Origin of the sequence: Clostridium sp. NSJ-49, from assembly GCF_014287725.1 — a bacterium.
Lineage (GTDB): Bacteria > Bacillota > Clostridia > Clostridiales > Clostridiaceae > Clostridium > Clostridium disporicum_B.
On the sequence record NZ_JACOOP010000011.1, the window covers coordinates 1 to 15,550 of the forward strand.

General features: G+C 26.5%; 13 protein-coding genes. All 13 read left to right on the forward strand.

Going from position 1 to position 15,550, the window contains the following annotated elements; genetic code table 11:
* Positions 1 to 404: 404 nt before the first annotated feature.
* Positions 405 to 1,397 (forward strand): Wadjet anti-phage system protein JetD domain-containing protein, encoded by a 993-nt coding sequence (locus H8S10_RS05530; protein WP_186838180.1) that lies wholly within the window; start codon positions 405 to 407, stop codon positions 1,395 to 1,397.
* A complete protein-coding gene (locus H8S10_RS05535; protein ID WP_186838181.1) occupies positions 1,397 to 3,004 on the forward strand; it encodes a hypothetical protein in 1,608 nt (535 codons plus the stop codon). Before H8S10_RS05530 ends, H8S10_RS05535 begins: the two co-directional genes overlap by 1 nt.
* A 2-nt stretch (positions 3,005 to 3,006) precedes the next feature.
* Complete coding sequence (locus H8S10_RS05540) at positions 3,007 to 3,738, forward strand: DUF6063 family protein (RefSeq protein ID WP_186838182.1); 732 nt, start codon at positions 3,007 to 3,009, stop codon at positions 3,736 to 3,738.
* On the forward strand, positions 3,725 to 8,032 hold the full coding sequence (locus H8S10_RS05545) for a hypothetical protein (RefSeq protein ID WP_186838183.1): 4,308 nt from the start codon (positions 3,725 to 3,727) through the stop codon (positions 8,030 to 8,032). Before H8S10_RS05540 ends, H8S10_RS05545 begins: the two co-directional genes overlap by 14 nt.
* A 268-nt stretch (positions 8,033 to 8,300) precedes the next feature.
* On the forward strand, positions 8,301 to 8,549 hold the full coding sequence (locus H8S10_RS05550) for a hypothetical protein (protein WP_186838184.1): 249 nt from the start codon (positions 8,301 to 8,303) through the stop codon (positions 8,547 to 8,549).
* A gap of 164 nt (positions 8,550 to 8,713) precedes the next feature.
* On the forward strand, positions 8,714 to 11,200 hold the full coding sequence (locus tag H8S10_RS05555; RefSeq protein ID WP_186838185.1) for a DEAD/DEAH box helicase family protein: 2,487 nt from the start codon (positions 8,714 to 8,716) through the stop codon (positions 11,198 to 11,200).
* 32 nt (positions 11,201 to 11,232) lie between these two features.
* Positions 11,233 to 11,691, forward strand: coding sequence for a hypothetical protein (locus H8S10_RS05560; RefSeq protein ID WP_055262791.1), 459 nt, complete (start codon positions 11,233 to 11,235; stop codon positions 11,689 to 11,691).
* A gap of 26 nt (positions 11,692 to 11,717) precedes the next feature.
* Positions 11,718 to 12,026, forward strand: coding sequence for a nucleoside triphosphate pyrophosphohydrolase (locus H8S10_RS05565; protein WP_055262793.1), 309 nt, complete (start codon positions 11,718 to 11,720; stop codon positions 12,024 to 12,026).
* A 181-nt stretch (positions 12,027 to 12,207) separates the two neighbouring features.
* A complete protein-coding gene (locus H8S10_RS05570) occupies positions 12,208 to 12,978 on the forward strand; it encodes an EFR1 family ferrodoxin (RefSeq protein ID WP_186838186.1) in 771 nt (256 codons plus the stop codon).
* A gap of 182 nt (positions 12,979 to 13,160) precedes the next feature.
* Positions 13,161 to 13,634: a hypothetical protein gene (locus H8S10_RS05575; protein ID WP_186838187.1), complete on the forward strand. Its 474-nt coding sequence runs from the start codon at positions 13,161 to 13,163 to the stop codon at positions 13,632 to 13,634.
* 10 nt (positions 13,635 to 13,644) lie between these two features.
* Positions 13,645 to 14,142 (forward strand): hypothetical protein, encoded by a 498-nt coding sequence (locus tag H8S10_RS05580; protein ID WP_186838188.1) that lies wholly within the window; start codon positions 13,645 to 13,647, stop codon positions 14,140 to 14,142.
* A gap of 375 nt (positions 14,143 to 14,517) precedes the next feature.
* Positions 14,518 to 14,901, forward strand: coding sequence for a hypothetical protein (locus H8S10_RS05585; RefSeq protein WP_186838189.1), 384 nt, complete (start codon positions 14,518 to 14,520; stop codon positions 14,899 to 14,901).
* 92 nt (positions 14,902 to 14,993) lie between these two features.
* Complete coding sequence (locus tag H8S10_RS05590) at positions 14,994 to 15,314, forward strand: nucleoside triphosphate pyrophosphohydrolase (protein ID WP_055262803.1); 321 nt, start codon at positions 14,994 to 14,996, stop codon at positions 15,312 to 15,314.
* Positions 15,315 to 15,550 lie beyond the last annotated feature (236 nt).

A 15,550-nucleotide genomic window follows, 5' to 3' on the forward strand; every position in this document is an offset into this window, starting at 1 on the left:
GGATTTCTACCTAATGTAGAGTATGTTTTATATAAATCTGTAAAATCTAATCCCTCCGTAACTTCAAATAGCAATCTTACTGAATCATCTTCACTTGGTATAGAAGGAACCTGTAATGCGAATCCTATTTGTTGCATAGGAATCACATTTTTTGTGAAGTTTTTCATATTATTACTATGCTCAAAAAAGGAAGTTCAAATTCGAACTTCCTTTTCTTTATCGGCAAATATCAATTTTTTTTTGATACAGCCCCTTCTTTATTTTTTTGAGGTATAAGATGTATTTAAGAATATAGTAGATAAAGAAGTTGTCTAGAAAAAAGTATTTAATTAATATTGTTGGTTATTATAGGGAAAAATGTTAAAATATAAATACAACAACCAATTATAATATGGAGAAAAAATATGAATAAGATTATAAACTTTCCTAGAAAAACAATAACATTTCAAGAGTTATCGGATTTATATATATCATTAGAATATGATGAATTGGTAATAAAAGTAGAAGAGTTTGTTAATAAAGGGCTACTTGAACCTAAATTAAGATCTGGTACTAATGGAAGAAATCCTATTCTATACAAGAAGTATGGAATTAATAAGCCAAAAGAAGATTTTTCAGAAACAATTAAAGAAATAAAGACTTTAAATGCTTTCTTTAGTATTAATTATTATTTAAATAAGCCTAAAGAATATCAAAAGGCTAGAGAGTATATTCAAAAGTTAAACACTTATATTACTTATAATATGGATAGATTAAATATTCCTATGTCAATTAATGAAAGATCTTTTGAAATATGGGGTGAAGAGAAGTATTTAAGAAAAGCTCATTCATTACTTTCTAATTTAGGAATATCTATTGAAAAGTTAAATGTATATAACACACCTGAACCTTTCTTTTCAGAAATAATTAGCAGGACTTCTAACGTGGTTTTAATAATAGAGAATAAAGACACTTGGTTCACGTTAAATAAGATACTTAGAGAAGGAAATAAGCCTGTTTTAGGAGTAGATATAGGATTGTTAATATATGGAGAAGGAAATAAAATAGTTAGCAGCATAGAATATTTACAACATCCTGATTTTAACTTCTTAAATGCCCCAACAATCTATTATTGGGGTGATATAGATTTTGAAGGCATTAATATTTTCTACCGTTTAGGCAAAAAGGTTAAGTTAAGTTTATTTACTAATGCATATGAGGATATGTTAAATAGGATAGATGATATTAATAATCTAAAAGAAATGAAAGATAAACAGAATGAGACTAAAGAGTTAGATAAATTCGTATCTAATTTTAATGATTTTTATAAGGATAAAATTAAAGAGATATTAAATAAAAATAAGTATATTCCACAAGAAATAATAAACTATAGAATACTTATGGAGGACAATAACTAATGGAAGAAAGAGAGTGGGGATTTTTAGAGGGCTTTGATAGTAGAATGAACACTATAGGAGCAATAAGTTCATTTGTTACTAAATTAGTTGATACAACTAGATATTCACCTAGAGTAAAAGAAAATTTTAATCAAGATGAATTAATAAATATTTCTGTAGCAGTATTATGTTACTTATTAGATAAAACAATTACCAGAGAAGGTGCTACAATTTTACAAATAAGAGATTTTGTTAAAGATCTCATAAAGGCTTACTATAAGAAGGATTTAGATGATGAAACAGTTCTAGATATTACAAGATTTTTAGTAAGAGACGTTTTTATGGGTGGTGGAGAGCATTACACTATAGATGTAATAAATTTTGAAAAAAATGTAATAGAAACGAAATACTATCAATTAGTCAAAGATAAAGTTGATAAGAAAAATAATTTATTATATACGCTTAGTGAGCTAGGTAATGATATTTTGTTAAGAACTAAAGAGGTAGACCAGCATTTACAAATTACTATGAAACAAATAGTTACTAAAGAGTTTATAAGAAGAAAGGACTTTAAGGGTGCTAATGCTATTGCAAAGGATCTATTAGTCGCTGTAAATATGGAAAGACAAATAGTAGATAATTTTATAGATAAAGTTAAGACATCTAATATTCTTACAATTGAAAAAGGCGAATATAAAGACAGAATTAATGGGATATTCAATACATTAGAGGACCAAAAAAGTGAATTTGATAATATTATTGACCTGTTAAATGAATCTGAAAAGGAATTTATTAATCTTGGCCAATATGACAAGAAGATTAAAGAGTTTCAAATGACTAAAGATACATTAAATCAAATTAGAAGAGAACATAATGAATTATTTGAAAAGAGATATATGGCTGATGACGCTTATGAAGAGGCTTTAGATAATGCTATGTCTATTGGACTTACAAAAAGGTATGACTTTAATGAAATTTTTATAGAGCCAATAAATGAAGATATTACGTTATTAGATAACACATTTACTTTATTAAGGCCATTATTACGTATTAATGTACCGAAACATTTTAATGTATTTAAGGCTTTTGAAGAGCAACAACTTGTTGGAGAAGAAGTAGATATTATTGAAAGTGGGTTAGAGTTAGTGGAAGATACCTCAATTGCTGATAATAAAGAACAAGAGATAGTTGAAATAAATAACAGATATGTTGAATGTCTTAGATGTATTTTAGATTACTGTGTAGTTAATGCAGGAGGAACTGTTGATTTAAGAGGCTTATGTAATACATTTACTATGAGGCAAAAAGCATATTTTATCGAAGAAGATGATGGGCAAACATTCTTCAAGGTAATTACTATGCTATACACAGGCGAAACATATTTTATACGTGAGTTATTAGAAAGGGAAACAGTTAAAGATGAAAATTTCAATATAGCAACTACAGTTAAAGAGTTATGTGCTTTAGATAGTAAGTATAAGGCTATAGAAAGTTTTGAAGTAACTATAGATGATGATAAAAATAGAATTAGGCTTGTATCTGAAACTGAAAGAAACATTAATGGAGTGCTTAAAAGGATAACAAGAGAATTTGAAATAACTAATTATAATTTTAAGGTGGTGTGTTAGGAATGATATACGGAGAAAAATTAACTAATGCAGTAAATTTATTTAATAATTTACTCCAATACGGAGAAATAAATATAAACGATAATTCAGAGTTATATAACTACTATATAGATACTGAAACATACGAAATATTAATAAAAATAGCAGAAACATCAAATGTAACAATAAAAAAGGTAGAAGAAACAATATATTTATTACCTAATATGGATAATTATCTATATGGATTTTCAGATAGAGAAATAAGAGATAGTTTATATTCAGGAACTAATAAGGTTGATTTATATTTATTTCAGTATATTGTGCTATTAATACTTGGTAAGTTTTACTCAAGCACAGGGGATACCCCAAAATTGCTTACTGATATTTCTATAAATGATTTAATTAATTATATATCAACATCATTGAATATAGTTAACAAAGATGAGGATATAGATGCTATAGAAAGTACTTATGAAATAAATATTAAATCACTATTTACTAAGTGGGATGGTTTATTAATGCATGATGATATTGTTAAAGCATCTTTAAGAACAAAACGGGGAGTATTATTAAGAACTATTAAGTTCTTGGAACAACAGAAACTTATTACTTATCACGAGCCAGAGGATATTATAAAAACTACTAAAAGATGTGATGATATTATGAAATCATTCTTCTTAAATTACGATAGAAAAGAAAAAATATATAACTTTTTAGAATTACAAAGGGGGTTATTAATTAATGCCAACGATTAATAAAATTAGAATAGTCAACTTTGCTTATAATGATGATAAACGTTTAATTATAGATGAAACCTTTGACTATCATGGTAAAAATGGACTTATGAACTTATTGAACGGTGGAGGGAAGACTGTATTAATTCAAGCAATAATGCAGCCATTTATTCCACTTGCTAAGTTAGGAAAAAGAGAGTTTGAAGAATTATTCAGAAAAGATAAAGAACCTGCATACATACTAGTTGAGTGGAAACTAGATAATAACAATGGATATATGACTAATGGAATTGCTATTAAAAGAAATAGCAACTCACATGATGATGAAAGTACTGATAAGATAGATTATTTTACTTTTATCCTAGAAGGAACAAAAAGTAAAACTAATATTACTAATTTAAAACTTAGTAATAAAGTAAATGATAAAATAACATTTGCTCATTTTTCAGAAGTAAAAAATACTATTAAGAGTTCAGGCGGAACTACTTATGAAAAGAACAGCGATGCATATAAAAAGGCATTAAATTCATTTAGAATTGATACTAAAGAGTGGAGAAATGTAATAGCAAAAATCAATTCAGAAGAGGGTGGACTATTAAAGTTGTTTGAAAACTGTAAAACTTCATCTGCTTTAATGAGAGATTGGATACTTAAATCTATAAAAGAAAATCTAAGAGATAGTACAAATATGCCTGGCCTATTAGATAGAACTGAAAAGCATATTATTCAATCAAGAGAAAGTATAGAAGATAAAGAAAAAAGAAGAGATTTAATAAAATACTCTGATGAAATTTCCAATATCAATATGAAATTATTTAAGTTGAAAGATATTGATGATAAAATAATGGAAGCAAAAGTTAATTTAGCAAATCTATTATACACACTTAATACACATATCGAAGAAAAGAAACTAGAAGAAGAGATAATAGAACTAGATATTACTGATATTGATGAGCGATTAGGACAAATAAAAATAGAAGAATTATCATCACAGTATTACTTTGAGTTAGATGACAAAACAAAATTGGAGCAAAGTAAATTAGAATTTGAAGCTAAGCTAGAAAAAGCAAGAGAAGAAAATGAAAAACTTGAAAGAGTAATAAGGTCATTAGAGGCTGCTAATTTAAGAGGTCAAAAACTAAAAGAAGAGAAAAGCTTAGAGGATATAAATACAAAATTATCTAAATTAACAAAAGAACAATTTGAAATAGATAAAGAATTAGAGGATTTAGGATTTACTATAAGAAGTTTATACGACCAGAAGATAAATACATTGAAAGAGATAGTAATTAAAAATGAAAAAAGTCTCAAAGAAAGCAGACTAGAATTAAATTCACTTGAACAACATATTAAAAGTGTGGTAACTGAAAAGGAAAAACTATTAACAGATAGAGCATCTACTGAAACAAGTATTTCTGTAAGTGAGAGTGAGGTAGAAAACTTAGTTAATGAAATTGATCCATTAAATATAATGCTTAAAATAGACGAAAATGAAGTAACTAAAGAGAAAAAACTTTTATGTAATAAACTAAGTTATTTAAATAGTCAAATAGAAAGAACAAGAGAGGAGAAGGAAAACTTAAAGAAAGATATAAATAATAACACTACTCTAATACAAGAAACTATTGAGAGTATCGGGGAAATAAATATTAATATTACAACTAAAACTAACTTATTAGATGCATTCAATAATGAATTAAACAAGATTAACTCAAGATTATCTTTATTTGATATAAATGATTTTTCTATAAGTAAAAAAGATAGAGTGTTGAGTAATCTTAACAATAAAATTGTAGTATTAAATAAGCATATGTCTGATAATAATTTAGAGGTTATTAGAAATAGGGAAACATTAGAAAAGTTATCATCCGGTGGAATAAAGATTAATAATGAATTTATAAATTATTTAAAAGATAAAGGAATACAGCCAATCTTAGGAGCAGATTATATTAAGGAATCTATGCCAACAGAAGAATTAAGATTAGAAATAATAGATAAAAATCCTTTATTACCATTTGCTATTATATTAGATAAAGCCTCAATAGAATATATACAAGAAAATATTCCGGCGATATATGCTGATAGTCCTATTATAATTATAGAAAGAGAAGCATTAGTACACATTAAATTATCAGGTTCTAAAGATTATACCTTAATTAATGAAAATATCGGAGTGTTAGCATTATACAATAAGGAATTAGTTATAAAAAAAGATGTTGAAGAGGAAAAAAATAAGATAATATCAACAATCTCAAGACTAGAAGAAGAAAATAAAAATTGGAATAATCAAAGGATTAAGATTAGCCAGTTAAGTGACATTATTGAGGGGTTAACATATGAAGAAGATTATGATGTATTATTAAATGAACAAATAATCGAATTAAAGCAAAAAGAAAAAGCAAAGAGAGAAACACAAGCAGCGTTAAAAGAGGCTAATAACCTACTAGAAAATAAAATTCTAGAAAAGGAGAGCTATTTAACTACCTTAAATAATGATGTAATAATTCATAAATCATTGATAGAAAAATGCGACAAACTTTATAAACACATAGGTAAGAGAAAAATACTATCAGCCAAGTTAGAAGATATTAAGATTAATCAGAATTTAGTGTATAAAGAAGAGAATGAATTAACTGAAAGAATACAGGAACTAAGAACCAAAAATGAGGATATGAATGTAACAATTACTACTGATAAAGGTAAAGTTAAGAGTGAAGCAGAAAAGCAGGAACAATATTCAATATATAACACAGGAAATGTTGTTGATGGGGAATTAGCAATATTAGAACAAAGATATAGGTCGTTAAAAAGCAAAACTGATAGCAGTTCAATGGATGAATATAAGGAAAGGCTAGTCGAGATAAAAAAAGAAATAAATAGATTAAAGGAAGAATTAGAAGAGTACGAGGATTATGATCTAATTGAATATGATGCTGAAAAAAGAAAAGAAACTAAAAGGAAACTAAAAGAAATAAGTGATACAATTGAGTCCTATGTAGGAGAAGTTGCTGTTTTAAACAATAATATAGGTAAGAAAAAGGAGGCAATGGACAATATTATAGGAAAACTAGGAGCAAATGAACTCAAGAGTAGAGAAGACATTGGAAGCAACTTAGACCAAGAGAAAATATACTTAAAAAATAAGTTGCAAGAATTTAATAAAAATATTATTAAGGTAAAAAAAGAAATTACTGAATGTGAACAAATACTTACTAGGATAGATGATAGCACATTACTAGAAGGCTTTGTGAAAGTAGAACCTAGTATATATATTGAGGAGTTTATTAGTAATAGGCAACACATATTTGATAAAAACAATAAAGAGTTAAATAAACTTATTAAAGAAGAATTTGACTATAAGATTTTAATAAAGGAGCAGTTTGATAATCTTTATAATAACCATAGTGGTAAAAATGATACTATTGATAAGATAACAAAAGTTTTAAGAAACTTAACCTCTAATAGTAATAATATCACTTTTGAACTCCATGAATTTATAAAAACTCGTATAGAAGTGATAAATAGGATGATAGATAAAATTAAAGAGGATTTAAGTTCATTAGAAAAAGCAGAGAAACAACTAATTAATAATTATTTAGATGTAGCAAAGCAGTATACAGAAGAAATAAATAAAATAGATAAAAACAGCACTATTACTATCCAAGGAAAAAAACTCAAAATGATGAAAATAAAGAATATAAAAGATGATGAAAGTTCACCTATAAATCTAACTAATTATATAGTAGAACAACTAGAAATGTTAACTAATAACATTGAAGTAGAAAATAATGACTTAGTAAAGGCTATAAATAGAGAATTTGATATTGAAACTTTACTTATTCACTACTGTAGATTAAATTATGTAAGAATAGACTTTCTAAAGATTGAAGATAACATATTTTTATCTAAAGATAGACCTTGGGAAGAGGTAACAACTAATAACTCTGGTGGAGAAAAGTTTATAAGTTACTTCGTATTATTCTCAACTTTAATTAACTATGAGAGAAAAAACCATCTTCATAAAGAAGTTGTAAGCATGTGTTTAATAATGGATAATCCGTTTGCTGCTATATCATCTAAGCATTTATTAATACCATTATTTGAATATGCAAAGAAAAATAATATTCAACTTATATGTTTTACAGATCATAATAAGGCTGATATTATGGATAGATTTAATGTTATTCATAAACTAGTGATTAAAACTTTAGTAAATAACAAAGAATTTATATCATCTGAAAAAATAAAGGATGATTTTGAAGTTATGAATGATGGCTATTATTACTATAATGAACAAATATCATTGATAGATTAGACTTAAGTATTATGTTTAGATGTAAATTCATAAAGAAATAACACAAAATTGGTTAACAAAGATAAAGAAGTGAATTAGGTACTTCTTTATTTTTGTATAAGTTGGTATTATATATTGAATAATGATGTATAAATTACTATATATTAATAATAGCTGAGAGAGATGTGAAGGAGTACAAAAATAATCTTATTGAAAGTATTAATTAAAGAGAAAAAATATATAGAAGAGCTGAAAGGTATATTAGAAGAAAATCTACTAGAGGAGATTAGTGCCATTCATAAAAATATCATTGATGGAAAAATATTATTCAGGTATTGGTCTATTAGATGATGAAAGACAAATAGAAATTGGATATGTATCTATATTAAAAGATGATGGAAATAATGTAAGTATTACAGGTTTGATTGATGATAAGTTAAATAATAAATTGATTCAACAAAAATTTGAATTATTAAACCCAAAAAGAATATATAAAGTTATATCTTTTATAAATGTAAATTTAAGTTATCACGAATAATTCTCTTGTTAATAAATCCTATAAAGATATAAGATTTAAAATATCACTATGTATCCATAATATAATTGGAATACATAGTGATATTTATTGTTATAGGAAATGTTTCATCATATTTAAACCTATGATAAAATATATTTAATTAAAAATAATCAAAAGGTGATTAAATGATAGAAAATATAAAAGAGTTAAGTACTATAGATAAAGTTTATGAAAAATCAATAGACTATAATAGCGGAAATTTAAATACATCAACTGGAGATAAAGATTACCTTTATCCAAAACTAAAACAAAGCTTCAAAACAGCAACTTCAATAGATATAATTGTTTCATTCCTTATGGAATCAGGTGTAAAGCTTTTACTTCAGGATCTTAAGGAAGCATTAGATAGGGGAGTTAATATAAGAATTCTTACAGGTAATTATCTTAAGATAACTCAACCACAAGCTTTATATCTTTTAAAGTCAGAACTTAAGGATAAAGTTGATTTAAGGTTTTATAACAATCCTAACAAGTCTTTTCATCCAAAGTCATACATGTTTCATAATCCAGTAGAGAGTGAGATTTATATAGGTTCTTCAAATATTTCAAGAGGTGCTTTAACTTCATCTATAGAGTGGAATTATAGATTTTTAAAGTCTAATGCTCCAAATGATTTTAAGGTTTTCTATGATACCTTTGATGATTTATTTAATAATCATTCATTAATTATAACTGATGAAGTTTTAAAGGATTATTCAAAAGCTTGGACAAGACCTAATGTTTATAAGGATATGGAAAAGGAACACAAGGAGGAAGAGCTAGAAAAGGTCATAAATATATTTGAACCAAGGGGAGCTCAGATAGAAGCCTTATATTCTTTAGAAAAGTCTAGGGAAGAAGGCTTTGATAAGGGGTTAGTAGTAGCTGCTACTGGTATTGGTAAGACATATCTTGCTGCTTTTGATTCTGCAAATTACAATAGAGTTTTATTTGTAGCTCACAGAGAAGAGATAATAAAGCAGGCAGCTCAGAGCTTTAAGAATGTTAGAAATTCTGATGATATTGGATTCTTTTATGGAGAGCAGAAGGATACAAAGAATTCATTTATATTTTCATTAGTTCAAACTTTAGGTAAAGATGAGTATTTAAATCCTGAATATTTTCCTAAGGATTACTTTGACTACATAGTTGTGGATGAATTCCATCATGCAGTATCTAACAATTACAATAAGATAATTAATTACTTCACTCCAAAGTTCTTATTAGGACTTACTGCAACTCCTGAAAGATTAGATTCTAAGGATGTATTTGCACTTTGTGATTATAACATGGTTTATGAAGTAAGATTAAAGGAAGCTATAAATAAGGGATGGCTAGTTCCTTTTAGATATTATGGTATCTATGATGAAACAGTTAATTATGAAGATATAGATTTTAAGAATGGTAAATATGATGATAAACAATTAGAAGAAGCTTTAATGCTTAATAAAAGAGGAGAGCTTATATTAAATCATTACCTTAAATATAACTCAAAGAGAGCTATGGGCTTCTGTTCATCAAGACATCATGCAGAATATATGGCTAAGATATTTAATGAAAATAACATTCCATCAGCAGCAGTTTATAGTGGTGAAGCTGGAGAATATTCAGAAGAAAGAAATATAGCACTAGCAAAGTTAACTTCTGGTGAATTAAAGGTTATTTTCTCTGTAGATATGTTTAATGAAGGTTTAGACGTACCTGCAATAGATATGGTAATGTTCTTAAGACCAACTCAATCACCAACAATATTTCTACAGCAGCTTGGTAGAGGATTAAGAAAAGCTAAAGACAAGCAATACTTAAATGTATTAGATTTTATAGGAAATTATAAAAAAGCTAACTTAGCACCATTCTTATTAAGTGGAAAAGATTATTCATCTACTGAAGCAAAAAGAAATAATCAAGGAGATTATGATTATCCTGAAGAGTGTGTAGTAGATTTTGATTTCAGACTGATAGACATATTCAAAAAGCAAGCTGAAAGAGAAATGAAGATTAAAGATAAGATAAAAGAACAGTTTGAAATAGTAAAAGATATGCTAGGGTACAGACCATCTAGAGTAGAACTATTTACTTATATGGACGATGCAGTATACGAAAATATAAAATCTAAAAATAAAGCAATGAATCCATTCTCAAATTACCTAGAGTATATTAAAGAAAATGATACCTTAAATCTACGGGAAGAAGAAATATACAACACTAGAGCTAGAGAATTCATCAATATGATAGAAACTACAAGTATGAGTAAAACTTATAAGATGCCTATATTACTAGCATTTTATAATGACGGCAATATAAAAATGCAAATTACAGAAGAGGATATTTATAGAAGCTTTTATGAGTTCTATAGAAAAGGCTCTAATAAGGTTGATATGCTGAAGGATAAGAATACAAGTGACTTTATGAACTGGGATAAGAAAAAGTACATTACTTTAGCTAAAAATAATCCAGTTAAGTTCTTACTAAAAACTCATGGAGATTTCTTTAAAGTTACAGATGGTAGTGTAATAGCATTACAAGATGACTTAAAGAAGTTTATTGATAATGAAGCTTTTAAAAAGCATATGAAGGATGCTATAGATTTAAGAGTAGAGACTTATTATAAAAATAGGTTTTTAAATAAATAACTATATTTATGAAAGATAAAGGAGAGATAACTTTGAAGTTAACAAGAAGACAAATCACATTAAAGGTATTATCTAATTTTATAAACTCTAATTTAGATAAAATTAATGATGTAGAAATGAAAGCAAATAATATAACTTTTATGACTAACAGTGGTAAAATTAATATTAAAATTAAAACAAGTAAAGATTATACTGAGAATGAAGAAAATAAACATTGTTTATGGGTTTCGTTTAGTAAAGAGGAATTAGAGAATTCAGAGGATAATGATTATTTTGTGGTAATATGTAGCGATAATCTAGAGAAATCATTAGTATTTACTAGGAATGAGTTAGTAGCTCATTTTAGCAATATATCAAAAAGAAAGAAAAATGATGAGATAGATTATGATATGTACCCTCATTTTATTGGAAGAAGTTGTGTTGATTCAAGAGTAAAATCGGATGCTACACCTATTGATATAACTAAAAATTTAAATAATTATGTGTTTTAATTATTTAAATGAAAGTAGGGCAATAAATGAAGAAATATAATAAATTAGTTAGAGATCTTATACCAGAAGTAATTAAAACTGATGGTAAGGCATGTGAAATAGAAATAGCTAAGGATGAAGAAAAAACAGAGCTTCTTGAAGCCAAGCTTATGGAAGAGGTTAATGAGTATCTTAAGGATAAGAATTTAGAAGAGCTTGCAGATGTTATGGAAGTATTATTTGGACTTGCTCATAATTTAGGTTATTCAGAAGAGGATTTACTTAACAAAAGAAATGAAAAGCTTAAAGCACGTGGCGGCTTTAAAGAAGGAATAGTATTAAAAAAAGTGTATTGATAAAAATGAGGTACAGTGAACAGAAAGTAACTGTACCTCATTTGAGGTATTAGAAGCAGTAGATCTAAGGAAAGGTGTAAATAATTGATATTACAGTAAATGTAATAGAATATATGTTATTGGTATAAACTTATTAAATAAGGAATAATAATATTAAAAAATGTTGATTTGAGGAATAAAAATGAAAATAGGAATTTTTTATTTTAGTGCAACAGGAAATACTGCAGATTTAGCAAAGGTAATGAAGTCTACTTTAGAAAGTAAGCATAATATAGTTGAAATAAGAAAGTTTGAAGAGGGATGGTTTAAAAATTATAATGATTTTGACTTTTTTATATTTGGATCTCCAAAACATTATGAGTATATTCCATTATTCTTTTTGAATTGGATACAGGATAATCTAAGTGAATGCGATAAGCCAACTGATGCTGCTATATTTATAAATGGAGCAGCAGATCTTAATAGCGGATTTAAAAAGATGATTAATATTTTAAAATCTAAAAATATTAATGTTAAAGCAACAAAAACTATAAAAATGTCAAATAATTATTTTTTACCTCCATTTGATAAATCTTATAAAGAACCATTAATATCTAGTTGTGAAACTGGGGAAGAAATAGCAAGAAAATTTGCAATAGATATTAACAATGGAAAAATGCAGTTAGAAAAAACTAATTTTCTTCTTGAAAATATGTGTAAAGATGTTAGTTACTTTTTCGGGAAGAAAAGTAATAAGGTGGCTAAAAATTTTTCTACATCTATTAAATGTAATAAATGTGGAACTTGTGTTAGAAGTTGTCCTGAAAATAATATATTTATTAAAGATGGAAAGATTGTTTTTGGAGATAAGTGTATAACATGCGCTAGGTGTCTGAATATATGTCCTATGAATGCTATTCTTTATAAAGGTAAAGAGATTAAACAATATAAATTAAAAATGAAAGAAATATAAATATTTAGCGGAGGAATACTATGATGTATAGATAATAAAAGTAGCCAGGAGATTGGAGAAGTCTAAATCTTGGCTACTTTTTTTAGTAAAATATTATAATGGAATTATACTAACTAAAAAGTAATTTATTAAGTTTATTTTGAATATACTTTGATTGAACATAAATTAGTTGGGGGAATATAATGGAGTGGCTTAGAGTTCAGAGTGTTGCAGAATTACAAGAATTATCAAAAGTTAGAGGTAAAAGGAATTTAAATAACATAAGAAGAATAATTAAGGCTGATCTTAGAAACTATGTTATTGAAACAGGAATTAAAGATAAGTCAGCACAAGAAATGGTTAGTATTACAAGTAACTCATGGGACGGGTTATATAATAAGATTTGTTTGTTTAGAAATATGATTGATAGTTATAGTAATTCAAATATTGATTATTTTAAGTCTAAAGAAGATGAATTAATATTTTATATATTAGAAATGGATGGTAAAAGAAGAAGCGAAAAGCTTGGTATTACAAGAAAGTGTTTTCTAAATAAAGAAGAAGCAAGGAAGTGGAAGAATAATATTTTAAAAAGTATTCATCCAGATAAGGTAAGCCATAAGTATTCTAATGAAGCCGTTGCGGAAATTAATCAATTGTTTGTCCTTTGTAGCTAAAGAGATTCTTGTGAATATACCAAGAGAGGACAAGCTTATATTTCAAGGGGTAACCTATGTAACCCTTGGAGAAATCATGAAAATAGTAACAAAGAGGCTACAGGAGTTACCAGTAGGTAAAACAAGATCATATCTTTTATTAGCTGAGCAGTTTTTAATTAATATAAGAGATAATGATAAATTTATAAATAAAAGGACAGAGATGCAATTACAATTGATAGAAGAGTTTAAGACTCTTAAAAAGAAAAGAATAAAAAGATATAAAATAGAGAATGATGAATTAACAGGTAAAATATTACTAAAAGGCGCACAATTTTCACATATAAGAGCAAAATCTGTTTATCCAGCATATGCTTTAAATATTGATAACGGTTTAATAGTAAATGTAGATACACATGAAATAATCACAGCAAGAGCTATTGTTAATGAGGAGAGTCTATTAAATCTATGTGAGGAATTAGGTTGGAAAACAGATTGGTATATAGTATATAAAAACCTTGTACTATAAAAATGAGGAATAGATTTCATGATTTCACTATAATTTGGTAGAACATTAAACATGAAGTAAATTCCTAGTGCCAACCTTTGGTTTGTCTGTTTAGGTTTTTATTCAATGAACAATATGATCGCTATATTGTAATAAATTACAATTTGTATCCGAGAAAGTTCCATACACAAGTATTAAATGGTAAGTAGTATGCTAAACTTATTTAAAGCTAAGAAATATTTTATCATATAATTTATAATAAATAATTTTCACAAAGTGTGCTATTAAATGGCACGCTTTTTTATATGTAGAAGTTAAAGATAGTTAGGTATAAAAAGCTTGTGTTTACAGATATTAATTGTAGAATATGTATAGTTTAAGCTTGGAGTGTTGAATATGGTTTCTTTAGTTGATGAGGCTTATAAAATAGCTGATAGTAATAATGTAATCTTAAAAGGAAGTATCAAAATAAGTAATAATACTAATTGTTTAATATTTGCACATTACTGTGATAGTACTTTATTCTATAAGAAGTTTTTTAAGATCTCAAAAGATGTTTTAAAAGTAAACAATATAGCTAATAAAAATCTAAAGGAAATTAAAAATTTAGTTAAAAGTTATGGCTATAAAAAGGTTTGGTCTAAGGGTGTATTTTCATTTTATGGTGATTTAAGACCTTTGGCAGTGGAAGCTGGCTTTGGTAAATGGTCCGATAGTGGGATTATAGAAAATGAAAAGTATGGCACTAATTTTATGATTACTGCTGTGTTTTATAGATAAAAAAGTAAGATATTTAAAACGATACATCTTATTTATGGAAGATAAGATGTATCTTCAATTAATGGAAATTCTACTGAGAGAAGATAAAAGTTATGAAAAATTACAATAAATTAGTTAGAGACTTAATTCCAGAAGTTATAAAGGCTGATGGTAAGGAATGTGAAATAGAAATAGCTAAAGATGAAGAAAAAACAGCTCTTCTTGAAGCCAAGCTTATGGAAGAAGTAAACGAATATCTTCAAGATAAAAACTTAGAAGAGCTTGCAGATGTTATGGAAGTTTTATTTGGACTTGCGCATAACTTAGGTTACTCAGAAGAGGATTTAATTAATATGAGAAATGAAAAGCTTAAAGCTCGTGGAGGTTTTAAAAAAGGAATTGTATTAAAGGGAGTATATAAAAATAAATCTTAGGTATTAAATAAAGGTAGAGATAAAATTATGGCAAAAACATTTAATTAAAATGATATTATTATTCGAGAAATATTATCTAAAATTGAGAGTTTAGAAATTCAACTACAGGATTTTCAAAGCGTCTAGATATGTGATGATAATATTATACATGCACTAATTGCAAGTATAATATACTTTTATTTTTATTACTTTTTCATTGTACATTATTATAGAGAACTAGTATTGGAAGCTTCGAT

What these genes read in the sequence shown, in the direction of transcription:
- H8S10_RS05565 (WP_055262793.1), top strand. Translation starts at nt 11,718, where the DNA reads ATGAAGAAATATAATAAATTAGTTAGAGATCTTATACCAGAAGTAATT.
- H8S10_RS05585 (WP_186838189.1), top strand. Translation starts at nt 14,518, where the DNA reads ATGGTTTCTTTAGTTGATGAGGCTTATAAAATAGCTGATAGTAATAAT.
- H8S10_RS05545 (WP_186838183.1), top strand. Translation starts at nt 3,725, where the DNA reads ATGCCAACGATTAATAAAATTAGAATAGTCAACTTTGCTTATAATGAT.
- H8S10_RS05575 (WP_186838187.1), top strand. Translation starts at nt 13,161, where the DNA reads ATGGAGTGGCTTAGAGTTCAGAGTGTTGCAGAATTACAAGAATTATCA.
- H8S10_RS05535 (WP_186838181.1), top strand. Translation starts at nt 1,397, where the DNA reads ATGGAAGAAAGAGAGTGGGGATTTTTAGAGGGCTTTGATAGTAGAATG.
- H8S10_RS05540 (WP_186838182.1), top strand. Translation starts at nt 3,007, where the DNA reads ATGATATACGGAGAAAAATTAACTAATGCAGTAAATTTATTTAATAAT.
- H8S10_RS05570 (WP_186838186.1), top strand. Translation starts at nt 12,208, where the DNA reads ATGAAAATAGGAATTTTTTATTTTAGTGCAACAGGAAATACTGCAGAT.
- H8S10_RS05590 (WP_055262803.1), top strand. Translation starts at nt 14,994, where the DNA reads ATGAAAAATTACAATAAATTAGTTAGAGACTTAATTCCAGAAGTTATA.
- H8S10_RS05530 (WP_186838180.1), top strand. Translation starts at nt 405, where the DNA reads ATGAATAAGATTATAAACTTTCCTAGAAAAACAATAACATTTCAAGAG.
- H8S10_RS05555 (WP_186838185.1), top strand. Translation starts at nt 8,714, where the DNA reads ATGATAGAAAATATAAAAGAGTTAAGTACTATAGATAAAGTTTATGAA.